The sequence below is a fragment of the Agitococcus lubricus genome (assembly GCF_003051055.1).
GTDB lineage: Bacteria > Pseudomonadota > Gammaproteobacteria > Pseudomonadales > Moraxellaceae > Agitococcus > Agitococcus lubricus.
Genome location: NZ_QAON01000004.1, coordinates 263709 through 277350 on the forward strand (window position 1 = coordinate 263709; position 13642 = coordinate 277350).

Consider the following 13642-nt stretch of genomic DNA (forward strand, 5'->3'; position numbering starts at 1 on the left):
CGCTTTTGTGGTTAAGAACATAGGCCATTTTGGCAGATTACAGCACGTCACATAGCCCGCAGTTCTACATTATTTTAGTCGTTGCCCGCTATGGCTATTTTCAATTGCCAAAAAGCCATACAACTGCCGTTACAAACCCGTTGTCTCAATTAGATAACATGCTTAGCCTATTGTGCGCAATAGAAATAAGGCCATCATTGCTCGACGTTGGTTAAGCCGAGGCAGTAAATACAGGCCATGTCTGGGTGAGTGCGCTTTGCTGATATAGGCGTATATCACCAAACTGCAAAAAGACGGCCTCACTTTGTTGAGGTCTAAAAAAGAGATAATCATTCACCTTTAATTGTTGGCTGGCAGACCCTAGCCATAATTCTTGGTTACTTGAACGACCATATAACTCACTTAAACGTAAACCTGCGGGAGAAATAGGCTGAGCCAACCAGTGTCCACCATGAATAAAATAGCCCCGCTGATTATTGGCATCCCATGCACTACGAAACCAACGCGCCCATTCTAAGGCAGGAATTAAAGGCTCTTGCTCTACTTTAAGGACAGGCGTCGCAATAAAACAAGCGGCCTGATGCTGTGCCAAGGTGGGTAAGTCAAAATCTGACGGTTGCACAAATGCACTGCCAATAGCAATCTCATTAGCGACTGTACCTTGTGCATGTAAGGTATAGGTTTGACTGCCACCTGAGTTGTAAGTCATCTGATTAGCATCATACCCTGCTTGTTGAATCGTTTGCTGACAGGCTTGATAAAAAGACTGCACATAATCCCATGCTTTTTGTTGCATACCTAGCGCAGTCGGCAGTTTGGCAACATGCGCTTCATAGCCCATCAAGCCAGAGAGTTTTAATAGGGGCGATTGCTTTAACTGTTGCAATACCGTTTGTAACTCCTCTACCGTTTTTAAGCCTCCACGATGTAAGCCCACATCAATTTCTAGATTGATTTTTAGTGGATAATTAAAGGCTTGCGCGAGCTCGGCATATTCTTGCAAACGGGCACTGCTATCGACCAACCATTGCACACGGTCTAAGAGCATAGGATTCGTTAAATCTGTCAACCAATGCTTTAAGGCCAACGCGGCGATGGGTTTCCCTAATAAAAAATCACCTTGCGGATAATGTTCTAATACCGTGGATAACATCGGCAGATTAAAGACCATAAAACGCTGGCTACGCAACTGCTGACTCAATACTTGCAACAAAGACAAACAAGGCAATGACTTCACCACCAAACGTACAGGCAAGTTCTTAGCGGCTAAGTGTTGTTGCACTTGTTGAATATTATGTTGGAGTCGTTGTTGGTCGATAATCAGTGTCGGTTGTGCGACTTCGGCTGTTCTTAATGCCTGACTGAGCTGCTGAAAATAATTATCATGCCCTTTGCCTTCATCTGAGGGTTTTAGGCCAGCCACCACAGCCACCCCCCCTACACCTGCGCCTAGCAGGATTTGTCTACGACTCCAACTCATGCGATGCCCCAAATTTTTTTGGTGTAATTATTAACGAGCTTATTTTGCGGGTCTAATTGTTGGCGTATTGCTTTGACCGTAGACCATTGTGGATAGAGCTTAGCAAAATCTGCGTCGGTTAAAGAGTGTAATTTACCCCAATGTGGACGGCCACCATATTTTTTGAAAACAGGCTCAATCAGTGTATATAAAAACTGATAATCATCTTCGTAATAGGCGTGTACCGCGATAGAGCCTGTATCCCGTTGATAAAATGGGGATAACCATGCACGCTCATCGCCCTTGATAACCCGTGCTTCAATCGGAAAAAACACATCCGACCGTTGTTGTTCGATGAGCGAAATGACTTCTTTTAAGGCAGGGATTTGTGCCTCTAAGGGCAAATGATACTCCATCTCATGAAAGCGTACCGAACGCTCAGAAGCCAACAACTTCCAACCATAATCTACCGCGTATTCAGTGCCATGATTATCGGCAACCATTTGTGCAATACGTCGGCGCAAGTTGGGTGACCAACTGACATAATCTCGTAGCTTTTTTAAGTCCATTAAAGATTCCATGTCTTTGTCTTCACCACGTGGCGTGACGGGTTTATCGGTTTGATTATGTAAAACCTTCATCGCCAAGCCCGTAAACGGAATATAAAAAAACTCGGCATTCCGATTTTTTTGATATAACTCAGTCCACTCTGCAAATAGTTCTTCAACAGGCAACATGGTCACTTGACGTTCAGTATAGGCTAACGGCCAATTTTCTAAGGTATATTCTGTCACCACCCCAAAACTGCCTAAGCCTACTAAGGCAGCATGATAAATGTCAGCATTTTCTAAGGGACTGCAATTCAGCTCTTGGCCTTGCGCACTGATTAACTTAAAACTCGCCACACGACCATGTAGCGCAGGTAAGGCATAACCACTCCCGTGTGTGCCTGTCGCTATCGCGCCAGCTAAGGTTTGTTTATTAATATCAGGAATATTGACCATATCTTGGCCAACTTGTTCTAATAACTGACCTAATTGTTGTAAGCGTGTCCCAGCTTTTACCGTTGCCGTATGTTGCACGGCATCGTGGCCAATTAAGCCCGAAAAACTGTCTAAGGCGAGTAAAGTGCCGTCTGTGGCGCACTGAGCATTAAATGAGTGACCTGCACCGACACAACGAATGGGTGCTGCGCTATTGGCTAGTAAGGCTTTTAGTTCATCGATAGTATTAGGGGCAACACGTTTGCTGGGATATGCATATTCACTGCCTGCCCAATTTTGCCAAATATAATGACCTTGGGCATTTTGACTGGCAGGCACAGGCTGATGAGGGGCTTTATAACAGGCGGATAAGACTAAACTCGCGCTACTCGCAGCACTAAAACTTAAAAATTGACGACGATTTAACATGACTTTCTTAACCTCGTTCCTCTGTTTAGATACCATCCCCTCATTTAGGGGAGAGTTAGGGAGGGGTATATTATTTTGCAGTTTGAGCAGTCGCCATATAAGTAATCATGGCTTCAAAATCGGGGGGTGTACACGTGGCGCATAAGCCGCCCGCAGGCATGGCATTAAATCCTTGAATCGCGTGTTGTACTAAAGTGGGCAATCCTTTTTCTAGGCGTTTTTCCCATGCCGCTTTATCACCGATTTGTGGCGCTGGATTTGCTGCATTGGCGTGACACGTTTTACAGCTTTGTTCAAAGAGTATTTGTTGTTGTTCGCTCAGGGTGACTGGCTGTAGATGGGGTTGTTTACTACAAGCCGCTAACCCCATGAGGGATAGACTAAAAAACAGGATTTTGTGCATATCACCTTTCCCAACGGAATATAATTATTGTCGTATCTTAGAAATGATTGCTCATTGATACTAGCACAGGATGGGACAACTAGGGGGATATTTTCGGCCATTTTATCCCTGCCGATAACCTTGTGGCGAAACCCCCATCCAACGATGAAAAGCACGCCTAAAACTCGCGGCTTCGCTATAACCCAACACAGCGGCAGCTTGTTCTACCGTCACCCGTTTATTGGCTAAAAGTTGTTTGGCTAATTGCTGACGGACAAGCTCAACTTGCGCTTGAAAATCGGTTTGGGCAGCGTGTAACTTACGTCTTAAGGTACGCTCTGACATAGCTAAACGCTTAGCGACTTCGGGCATACTTGGCCAATAGTTGGGGCGTGCTTTTAAGGCTTGTTGTACTTTTTGGATAATATCTTCGCTACGTAATACAGGATGTTGTTGGTCAACCAATAACTGTTGGCACAGTAATAATAATTGTTTCGCGGTGAGTGCATTGGCGGTTTTAAGCGGTAAAGACAACAAACGGTTGTCCATACTAAATTGGCAATCGGCTTGTTGATAAAAAATAGGACAACGTAAATAGTCTTGTAAGGCGTGATGATAACTGGGTTGTTGCCCGATAAAATGAACAAGTAACGGCGAAAAATCTTCGCCCATTAATTGCCGTGCCACATGCGTAAAACCACAAATTAACTCTTCGGGGGCAAATTGCGCCAGTGCTGGCAACGGATAATCCAGTTGCGCACGAATCATAAACTCTTCGGGGTGCTCTAACGCCTCCAAACTCATAAAACTACTGGTCAGACGATAATAATCTAAGCCGTATTTTATCGCCTCACCCACGGTTGGCGCACTTAACATGGCATGCCCCAAGATGCCATAACTAGAGACATTCACACGCGCACCAATCATCAAACCTAAATCTTGATGCCCTTGCTCATAAAACAACACTAGTAAACGCTCGTAATCTTCTGCGGCTAAACGACAATCATCTTCAGCTAATAACCGTATATCCTCCAATTGTAAACATGCTGCGAGTTGTGCTTCCTTAAACCCATTCGCTAACGCCCAGTCTACCAATATCATGGCAATATAGGCAGGAATATGGCGTTGTTGTATTAGCAAGCTCATGCCATAAATCTCTTCATTTTTTACACCTTTTTTATACTATTTGAGGAATACTGACTAGCAAGATTTAGCATAACACCCACTGCGTTGACACGCGGTGTGCAAGGCAGAGCGTATGTATAAGCCCTTATCCTCCCGTCTGTTAGCGATTAGCTGTGTGATTATCATGGCGACTTTGTTATTTAGTCAGGTATTTGCTTGGTTGTCTGCCACCAATATCGCTATGCTTTATTTATTGATGGTCATGATGCTCAGTGCCTACTATGGCCGACAGGCGGGTATTTTCAGCGCCGTACTTGCCGTATTGGCATTTGATTTCTTTTTTGTCGAACCCAGATTATCGTTTAGTGTCGAAGACTGGCAGTATTTAATCACGTTTGCGGTGATGCTGATTAGTGCCCTCACGGTCAGCCAACTCATCAACACCTTACGCGATGGTCAACAAAAAAGTGATGCTCAAGCCGAACAAAACCAGCAACTCTATTTATTTGCTAAACAATTAGTCAGTGCTTTAACGCCACAGGACATCTTTGCCATTTGCCAAGAATTTATCGAAACCAATCTGGCACTCAAAGTCGCTTTTTATCTCTCGCCTAACGCGCTCGCTAACAGCGAAGAGATGATATTTGGCGATTTTACTGAGCACGAAAAACGCACACTGACTCGGTTTTTGGCACAAGATTTGGCGTCAGCCAACATGTTTTATGATGCAGATAACCATTATTTTCCCCTTAAAGGCCAAACCCGCTTACGTGGTATGATGCGTATTATCAACCCCCAAGCTATCGCAAAAACACGCCTAGAAACTATTGCCTCCCTTGTTGCCGTCGCACTTGAGCGTTGGCATTACATTGATGTCAGTGAACAACAAATGTGGCAAATTAAAAGCGAACAGCTACGTAACTCCATTTTAAGCGCCGTCTCACATGATATTCGGACACCATTAACCATTATTTATGGTTTAGCCGACCAGTTATCTACAGAACTACGTGACAGCACGCACCAAGACCGTATTCGTCAAATTTGCCAACACAGCTTACACTTAAATAAAATGGTCAGTAGTTTGTTAGAATTGTCTAAACTACAATCGGGACATGTTGTCTTAAAGTGGGAATGGCTACCTGTCGAAGAATTGATTGGTAGTGCGTTACAAGAGCTTAAGCCCTTATTACATAAGCATCCTATTGTTTTACCCCAATCACTAGACGCTGTAATTTACGGCGATGAGTTATTATTACAACGTGTCATCAGTAATTTATTGGATAATGCCATTAAATATTGTCAGGGTGAGGGCGAGATAAAAATTGGGGTAAAAAGCGAAGCTGATACCTTTTATTTAAGCATTGCCAACCCTGCACCTTTAATGACTCATGCACAGCTCACACATATTTTTACCCCTTTTCAACGCTTAGCACACACCTCACATCCGCATGGGATAGGTTTGGGTTTGGCTATTTGCCAACAAATTATCCATGCGCATCACGGTGACATTAGCTGCCATTGTGAAACTGCACCTGATAGCCAACAGTCTTATGTAGTCATGACCATCCGCCTGCCCACTCCCCTACAACCACAGGTGCCATCATGATCAGTTCAGCGATACGCTCCCATATTTTAGTGGTTGAAGACAATACAGATATTCGGCAATTACTCTACCAAGCCTTAATCAAAGCAGACTTTCAGGTGAGTTTGGCCGCTAATCTCAGCCAAGCGAATGCTTATTTCAGAGAGGACAAAACTCACCCAGAGTTAATTATTTTAGATTTAGGGTTACCCGATGGCGACGGTAGCCAATGGATTAGCCAATTACGACTTTGGTCTACGCTGCCGATTATTGTGTTATCTGCACGTTTTGCCGAACACGATAAAATCCATGCGCTTGATGCAGGCGCAGATGACTACTTAACCAAACCGTTTAGTACCGACGAACTATTAGCACGGGTACGGGCACAATGTCGTCGCTTAGTCCAATTACGTCAACAAAACGCACAACAGGCCATGATTCAATTTGCTGACTTTCATTTTGACCGTCATCAACAACAATTATGGCAAGGCACCAACCTGATTCATCTCACCCATATTGAAGCACAATTACTGGCTGTTTTAACGGCACATGCAGGCCAAGTATTAACCCATCGGCAATTATTGGTAGCCGTTTGGGGCGGTGAATTTAGCGAAGAATCGCACTACTTACGCATTTATATCCGCCATTTACGCAAAAAAATTGAGTCAGACCCCGCCCGTCCTAAATATCTACTCACCGAAGTCGGTGTCGGTTATCGCTTTTTATTAAGCGGTTAGCTCGCTGTTTGACTTTCTTTAGCCATCACACAAAGTACAAATACACTTAAAAAACTAACGTTTAGTTAAGTCGTAAACAAGATAGGAGTTTACTATGTCTAGCACAACCCGCACCCGTGCGTTAGCCATTGCTGCCTTGGGTGTTGTCTATGGTGATATTGGCACCAGTCCACTATACGCCTTCAAAGAAGCCTTTGCTCATGGCTTAGCGCCAACTGAATTTAATGTCTTAGCCAGTCTTTCTGCTTTTTTTTGGGCAATTTTATTAGTTATTACACTCAAATATATCTTGGTGGTATTGCGTTATCATAACAAGGGTGAAGGGGGCGTGTTGTCCTTATTGGCCTTAGCCAATCAGCAAATCAGTCAACAAGGTAAATTAACGACCGTTATTTTTAGCTTAGGCGTATTTGCCGCTGGTTTATTTTATGCGGATGCGTTTATTACCCCTGCAATTTCCGTGTTATCGGCGGTAGAAGGGACAGAAATTGTTGCGCCTAGCCTTAAACCGTGGATTATCCCCATTACCCTTGCCATTTTAATCAGCTTATTTGTTGTGCAACGTTTAGGCACTCAGCGAATTGGCGGGCGGGTCTTTGGCCCGATTGTCATTACATGGTTTGTGACCCTTGCTGTCTTAGGTATCCATGCTATTCTCGCACAGCCCAGTGTCTTAAAAGCACTGAACCCTATGTATGCAATGGAGTTTTTTATCCAGTATCCCAGTGCAGGCATCTTATTATTGTCTGCTGTTTTTTTGGCACTCACAGGTGGAGAGGCATTATATGCGGATATGGGACACTTTGGCGCACGTCCTATTCGTTTAGCGTGGTTAGGTTTAGTGTGGCCGAGTTTAGTGTTAAATTATTTTGGTCAAGGGGCGTTAATTTTGCAAAATCCCAGTGCAGTGGCCAATCCTTTTTATTTGCTTGCGCCTGATAGTATGATGATTTTTTTGGTGATTTTGGCAACACTAGCCACCATTATTGCCTCTCAAGCCACCATCGCAGGCGCTTACTCGCTGACTGTTGAGGCCTCACGTCTGAATTTGTTGCCACGTATTAATGTCATTCACACCTCAAATACCGAACAAGGTCAAATTTATATCCCCTTTATTAACTGGTTAATGTTGTTAGGCGTAGTGACTTTAGTCTTAGTTTTTCAATCGTCTGGTGCTTTAGCCGCTGCTTATGGCTTGGCCGTTTCTGGGACGATGCTCATTACCAGTTTATTATTGATGTTAATTGTCTATCATCAAGGTCACCATAAACGCGGGTTAATGCTGAGTCTATTAGGTTTATTTGCCACCTTAGAGCTGATATTTGTGATTGCCAATAGCAGCAAGTTTTTCACAGGCGGTTGGTTGCCTGTATTGGTAGGTTGTATCGTATTTGGTCTGTTTTATATTTGGCGCAAAGGCAAAAATGCGCTCAGTGCCGAACGTCGCCAATTAAGTTTAGCAATAAATCAATTACCTCTCTTAGTCAATGATATGCACTGCGTACAAGGTACCGCGATTTATTTAAGTTCTGACCCCGACTTAATCCCCAGTGCGTTATTACACAACCTTAAACACTATCAAGTCATTCACCAACATAATGTGTGTTTAACCGTAGAAACCCTCAATATGCCCTTTGTGGACGATGCACAGCGTGTCAGTCTCACGGTATTAAGCCCACAATTAGCCCAATTGACTATTCGGTTCGGCTTTCGCGAAGAGCCTTTATTGATGCCTATTCTGCAAAAAGTTCCGTTAGACTGGTCTTTTGATCCACTACACACGTCATTTTTTGTCTCCGACACTTTAATTCGTCATCATGCTAACACATTGAATCGGCTAGAGTTTGGGGTATTTAATGTCTTATTTAGACAAGCAGGCGAAGTCTATAGTTTCTTTGGTTTACCTGCGAATCGTACTGTTATGTTAGGCACACAAGTCAACTTATAACGTGATGCTCTGTTCAATGGCATTTGGAAATCGCTTTGAGCAGAGCGCATAAAAATACAGTCGTATAATCACAAGGTTTTTAGCGCATTTTAGTTTATCATCTAGTACTTTCGTCCTATTAACCACTGTGGACTGTCTTATGTTAAGTGACCGAATCAATCGAATATTGCCTTATATCAAAACAGGTGGCCGTCGTTTACCTGTCCCTAAAGACCTCTCGCGCATCACCACCATTGACAGAGAGCGTGAATGTGACGCACAACAATTAGGTTTGCCCGCAGATGCTATTGATAAAATTTGGCAAAGTGTTGAAGCCTATTATAAAACGGGATTACACCCAGCCATTACCTTAGTGATTCGCTATAAAGGCCACATTGTGATGAGTCGTGGCTTGGGTTATAGCCATGTTGGAGCGGAAGGTGAATCGCCTGATGATGGGTCAAAATTAGCGACTGCTGATACCCCCATTTGTTTATTTTCTGGTTCTAAAGCGATTAGCGCCATGCTGATACATAAATTAGCCGAGGAAGGTAAACTCAAGCTCCATGACCGCGTATGCCAATATATTCCCGAGTATGCTTCACATGGAAAACACCTAACCACCATTCACGATTTATTGACTCACAAGGCAGGCATTCGCATTATGCCAGTTGCCAATCCTGAACCCGCTTTAATGTTTGATTTTGATGCCGTCGTGAAAATTTTGGCCGAATCGCCTCCCGTTGGTACACCCAAAAAACATCAAGCCTATCATGCAGTTACCGCAGGCTATATTTTGGGCGCGATTGCACAAAATGCGTCGGGCGAAACACTCCCACAACTGCTCAATCGTATCTTGGCGAAACCCTTAGGCTGTGAACATTTTACTTTTGGTGTCGATGAAACCCGCCGCCACGAAATTGCACTCAGTCATGCCACAGGGGTTGATAAAGTGCCCATTGCCAGCAAAATGATAGAGCACATGCTGGGCGTGAATGACCGCGAAATTATCGATGCCATCAACTCACCCGAAGGCCTATCTGCCGTTGTCCCTGCCGCGAACATTTATTGTAGTGCCGAAGAAGCCTGTCGTTTTTATCAAATGTTATTAGATGGCGGCCTGTGGCAAGGCCAACGGGTATTTGAAGCAGCCACTGTCGCCAACGCTACACGACGGGGCGCATTACGTTTTGACCACTCTGCCAAAGCACCCATGCGTTATTCGGCTGGCTTTATGCGCGGCGAAAAATTATGGACGATTTTTGGTGCAAACACCGCCGATGCCTTTGGTCATTTAGGCTTTATCAATATTTTGTGTTGGGCTGACACTGCACGTGATATTTCGGTGGCGTTTTTAAATACGGGCAAATCTTTAGCACCCGAAGGATTTATTGGTTTTGCGAACGTAACCAGTACGATTAGTTCTGTTTTTAAGGCTAAATAACCTGCTTAGGGATTGGGCTTATTTACCTAATCCCTACCAATTCGTGAGGGCATAATTTTTTCGAAATCAATTATTTAGGGTGCAATGCATGGTCTAAAAATAGCTTGATTATCTTTGCGCAAAAAAACATGAAATGTGTCATGTTTATCTTGATAATTTAAGCTCACGCCTTCTTGGTGACAGCTTAACGCCAAGACCGAACAGCCAAAATAATTGTTATAGGTTTGAATCGGCCACTTTAAAAAACGACCATCAGCCAAACGTGCTTTTAAAAAATAGTCATGCTCTTCGATTCGTTTATTGGTGTTTGATTTCCATTCGACCCAAGCACAACAATTTTCTACTTCATTAATCACAAAAGCGATAATCAGCCATGTATAACCCTCTTGGTCAACATAAGCCTCTGTTTGTGTTTCATTAGCTTTTAAAAACTCAAAGGCTTCAGCATTACGATTATTGAGCGTGTCTCCCCAAAAAGACGTGGTAAAAATACCTAAGCCTTCAGGCGCAGGCTCTTCCTCAACGCCCCACTCTAGAAAATCATCGCTTGGCATTCGTCTCTCCTTACAAAAAAGCAATCTGCCTCTCGCTCGAAATAGCAGACAATTGTATATTAGCTACCCTGAAGGTTTAGGCCACCTCCACTAAACCTTGTAGTTCCTAATCAATGACTTGATTAGACCAACGCATAATCCATGCGTGTAAAGATAATAAAACAGTGTATTAAGCCTACACTGACCCTTTTTGGTTTATAAACGAGACAACCATAATGAGCATGATGCAGCAACCTTTATTAATTTCTTCTTTAATCGAACACGCCATTGTTAATCATCCCAATGCCGAAATTGTGAGCCGTCAAGTGGAAGGCGGTATTTTTAAGTACACTTATGGCCAAGCGGCAAAACGCGCAAAGCAAGTGGCCAATGCCCTCACCCAAAAATTAGGCATTCAACAAGGCGACCGTATTGGCACGTTGGCATGGAACACCTATCGTCATTACGAATTATATTTTGGCATTAGTGGCATTGGTGCAATTACCCATACCATTAACCCACGTTTATTTCCCGAACAAATTATTTATATTATTAATCATGCGGCTGACCGTTTTATTTTTATCGATTTAACCTTTTTACCCTTACTCGAAGCGGTCGCCAGCCACATTAGCAAGGTAGAAGGCATTGTGGTGTTAACCGACAAAGCGCACATGCCAGCCAGTAGCAAATTAACCAATTTATTATGTTATGAAGAATTAATTGCCGATGCCAGTACCGAATACACATGGCCAGCTTTAGACGAAAATGCCGATGCGGCTTTATGTTATACCTCTGGCACAACAGGAAATCCTAAAGGGGTGATGTACACGCATCGCTCCACTGTATTACACGCGATGGCCGCTGCTCAATATAATGCGTTAAACATTACGCCTGATACCATTTTATTACCTGTTGTACCAATGTTTCATGTTAACGCATGGGGAACACCCTATGCCGCGACGATGATGGGCGCAAAATTGGTATTACCTGCACATGGGATGGATGGTGCGTCGTTATATGAATTAATTAATGGTGAACAAGCCAATTTATTGTTGGGTGTGCCGACTGTTTGGTTAGGTTTATTAAATTATTTAGACTCGATTAATGCCAAATTAGACTCGGTTAAAAATGTGGTGGTTGGCGGTTCGGCTGCACCATTGTCGATGATTAAAGCCTTCCAAGAAAAACACGATGCCTTTTTGATTCACGCATGGGGCATGACCGAATTAAGCCCCTTGGGTACAGTCAATAGCATGACCCGCAACATGGCAGCCCTCCCCTTAGAGCAACGTTATCACGCCCAATTAAAACAGGGTCGCCCTGTGTATGGGGTGGAGATTAAAATTGTCGATGATAACGGTACAGAACTCGCGCGTGATGGCAAAGCCTTTGGCCGTTTATTGGTCAGAGGCCCGTGGGTGGTTGATAGCTATTATTTGAATGAGGATAAAAAATCCTTTGTTGATGGTTGGTTTGATACAGGGGATGTGGCCACGATTGACAGCGAAAACACCATGCAAATCGTTGACCGCTCTAAAGATGTGATTAAATCAGGCGGTGAATGGATTAGCTCAATTGATTTAGAAAATGCCGCTGTGGGTCATCCTGCGCTTAAAGAATGCTGTGTGATTGGGGTTTATCATCCAAAGTGGGATGAACGTCCGTTGTTATTAGCCATCAAAAAAGAAGGTGCAGAAGTCACTGAAGCCGAGGTCATTAACTATTTAAGTGACAAAGTCGCTAAATGGCAATTACCTGATGCTGTCGTGTTTGTACCCGATTTACCCCACACCGCAACAGGTAAATTATTAAAGACAGGCGTTAGAGAAACGTATAAGAACTATTTAGTAGAAAATGGCAAGGCTTAAGAGAAAGCCACCGTATGGTCTAAGGCGAGTTTGATACCAATCATCTCGCCTAATTGGTGATTATGATGTGATGGCACTAAGGATAATACTTTAGTGCCACTACTCAACTCTAAGGTATATAAAAACTCTGCCCCACGAAAGGCTTTAGCGATGACTTTTGCCTGTATTGGGCTATTATCATCATGGATAATATCATCAGGACGAATCAATACATCGACTTCTTCGCCTGCTTCACAAGGGCAAACATCAATCCCAATCTCGCCTAATTCTAAAGCAATCCGACCATCATCGGAGCAACGTTTTCCTGCCACCAATACCCCTTCACCAATAAATTGAGCAATATGCCGACTACTTGGTTGATGATATAACTCATAAGGGCTTGCCCATTGTTCAATCTGGCCGTTGTACATTACCCCCACATAATCGGCCATGGCAAAGGCTTCGTGTTGGTCATGGGTGACTAAAATCGCGGTGGTATTTTCGGCTTTTAATAAAGCACGCACTTCTAAACTCAAACTTTCGCGTAATTCGGCATCTAAATTAGAAAACGGCTCATCTAACAATAACAATAATGGTTTAGGGGCTAAAGCACGCGCTAAAGCAACACGCTGTTGTTGTCCACCCGATAATTGATGCGGATATTGTTTGGCAAATGCACTCAGTTTCACTAAGTCAATTAACTCGTCAACCCGTTGTTGACGTTGTGCGGCTGACTGTTTGTGTAAACCTAAAGCAATATTTTGACTAACGGTTAAATGGGGAAACAAAGCATAATCTTGAAATACCATGCCACACCGCCGTTGATGAGCAGGGATTAACTGTTTGGGCTGACTAAGGATTTGTTGTTGTAAGCTAATTTGCCCTGCACTGACTGGCTCAAAGCCTGCAATCGCTCTTAATACGGAAGTTTTGCCACAGCCCGATGCACCTAATAAACAGGCGATATCACCTTGCTCTAGCTGAAAACTGAGGTTTTTAACCACCGTTTGTTGTTGATAGGCAATGCTGATGTTATCAACCGACAATAAAATAGTCATGTTTATCTTCTTCGTTACTACACACCAATTTTTGCTCATTATGTAATGGTCAAGAGAAACAGGACAGTTATTTAGGCAGCTTGTCTTAAAAAATCACGTTCAAATATTAATGGTGATTTATAACCTAGCGTTGAAT

11 protein-coding genes are annotated in these 13642 nt (G+C 43.4%); 5 read left to right on the forward strand and 6 right to left on the reverse strand.

Going from position 1 to position 13642, the window contains the following annotated elements; all coding sequences use genetic code 11:
* Nucleotides 1-211: 211 nt before the first annotated feature.
* The 4 genes from C8N29_RS06220 to C8N29_RS06235 form a co-directional block, all read right to left on the reverse strand.
* A complete protein-coding gene (locus tag C8N29_RS06220) occupies nucleotides 212-1480 on the reverse strand; it encodes an alanine racemase (protein ID WP_107865176.1) in 1269 nt (422 codons plus the stop codon).
* Complete coding sequence (locus C8N29_RS06225; RefSeq protein ID WP_170106909.1) at nucleotides 1477-2871, reverse strand: D-arabinono-1,4-lactone oxidase; 1395 nt, start codon at nucleotides 2869-2871, stop codon at nucleotides 1477-1479. The genes C8N29_RS06220 and C8N29_RS06225 overlap by 4 nt, the downstream gene beginning before the upstream one ends.
* Before the next feature lie 70 nt (nucleotides 2872-2941).
* Complete coding sequence (locus tag C8N29_RS06230; protein ID WP_239986970.1) at nucleotides 2942-3274, reverse strand: c-type cytochrome; 333 nt, start codon at nucleotides 3272-3274, stop codon at nucleotides 2942-2944.
* A gap of 102 nt (nucleotides 3275-3376) precedes the next feature.
* Nucleotides 3377-4399, reverse strand: a complete 1023-nt coding sequence (locus C8N29_RS06235) for an AraC family transcriptional regulator (protein ID WP_107865179.1) — start codon at nucleotides 4397-4399, stop codon at nucleotides 3377-3379.
* Nucleotides 4400-4511: 112 nt separating this feature from the next.
* Between C8N29_RS06235 and C8N29_RS06240 the strand changes: the two genes are divergently transcribed.
* The 4 genes from C8N29_RS06240 (at nucleotide 4512) to C8N29_RS06255 (ending at nucleotide 10068) form a co-directional block, all read left to right on the forward strand.
* Nucleotides 4512-5984 (forward strand): DUF4118 domain-containing protein, encoded by a 1473-nt coding sequence (locus C8N29_RS06240; protein ID WP_107865180.1) that lies wholly within the window; start codon nucleotides 4512-4514, stop codon nucleotides 5982-5984.
* Nucleotides 5981-6697 carry a response regulator gene (locus C8N29_RS06245; protein ID WP_107865181.1) on the forward strand — a complete coding sequence of 239 codons (717 nt, stop codon included), beginning with the start codon at nucleotides 5981-5983 and terminating at the stop codon, nucleotides 6695-6697. Before C8N29_RS06240 ends, C8N29_RS06245 begins: the two co-directional genes overlap by 4 nt.
* A 94-nt stretch (nucleotides 6698-6791) precedes the next feature.
* Entirely contained in the window at nucleotides 6792-8645 is a 1854-nt protein-coding gene (locus C8N29_RS06250) for a potassium transporter Kup (RefSeq protein ID WP_107865182.1), read from the forward strand.
* Nucleotides 8646-8784: 139 nt separating this feature from the next.
* Nucleotides 8785-10068: a serine hydrolase domain-containing protein gene (locus C8N29_RS06255; protein ID WP_107865183.1), complete on the forward strand. Its 1284-nt coding sequence runs from the start codon at nucleotides 8785-8787 to the stop codon at nucleotides 10066-10068.
* Nucleotides 10069-10142: 74 nt separating this feature from the next.
* Here C8N29_RS06255 and C8N29_RS06260 read toward each other — a convergent pair whose 3' ends face one another.
* Nucleotides 10143-10622, reverse strand: a complete 480-nt coding sequence (locus C8N29_RS06260; RefSeq protein ID WP_107865184.1) for a hypothetical protein — start codon at nucleotides 10620-10622, stop codon at nucleotides 10143-10145.
* A 215-nt stretch (nucleotides 10623-10837) separates the two neighbouring features.
* Between C8N29_RS06260 and C8N29_RS06265 the strand changes: the two genes are divergently transcribed.
* Entirely contained in the window at nucleotides 10838-12469 is a 1632-nt protein-coding gene (locus C8N29_RS06265; RefSeq protein WP_107865185.1) for a long-chain-fatty-acid--CoA ligase, read from the forward strand.
* Here the strand turns inward: C8N29_RS06265 and C8N29_RS06270 are convergent.
* A complete protein-coding gene (locus C8N29_RS06270) occupies nucleotides 12466-13506 on the reverse strand; it encodes an ABC transporter ATP-binding protein (RefSeq protein ID WP_107865186.1) in 1041 nt (346 codons plus the stop codon). The genes C8N29_RS06265 and C8N29_RS06270 overlap by 4 nt on opposite strands.
* Nucleotides 13507-13642: the final 136 nt, after the last annotated feature.